Below are 457 nucleotides of genomic sequence, written 5' to 3' on the forward strand. Positions count from 1 at the left end.
GTGGTGGACGACGGGTTGATCACGTCGCTGACCGCGGACCGGATCGCACCGGTGCTGGCGCCGAAGGTCGATGCGGCCTGGCACCTGCACGAGCTGACCCGCGACCTCGACCTGTCGCTGTTCGCGGTCTTCTCCTCGATGTCCGGCCTGCTGGGCGCGCCGGGCCAGGGCAACTACGCGGCCGCCAACGTCTTCCTGGACGCGCTGGTGGAGCGGCGGCGGCATGACGGGCTGCCCGGCGTGTCGATGATCTGGGGCCCCTGGACCCCCGAGGTCGGCCTCACCGGGGCCCTGTCCGAGGCGGACCAGCGCCGGATGCACGGCTCCGGCATGCCGCCGCTGTCCGTGCCGCAGGGCATGGCGCTGTTCGACCGGGCCGTCCGCGCGGACCTCCCCGTCGTGGCGCTGACCCGGCTCGACGCACCCGTCCTGCGCGGCCAGGCGGACCTGCCGGTCG

At 74.4% G+C, this 457-nt stretch carries 1 protein-coding gene; it reads left to right on the plus strand.

The window, feature by feature from the left end:
* The coding region (locus tag AC5RWQ_RS30460) for a KR domain-containing protein (protein WP_494286040.1) at positions 1 to 457 on the plus strand (457 nt) is incomplete at both ends.

It is taken from the genome of Micromonospora sp. BS32 (assembly GCF_059089345.1).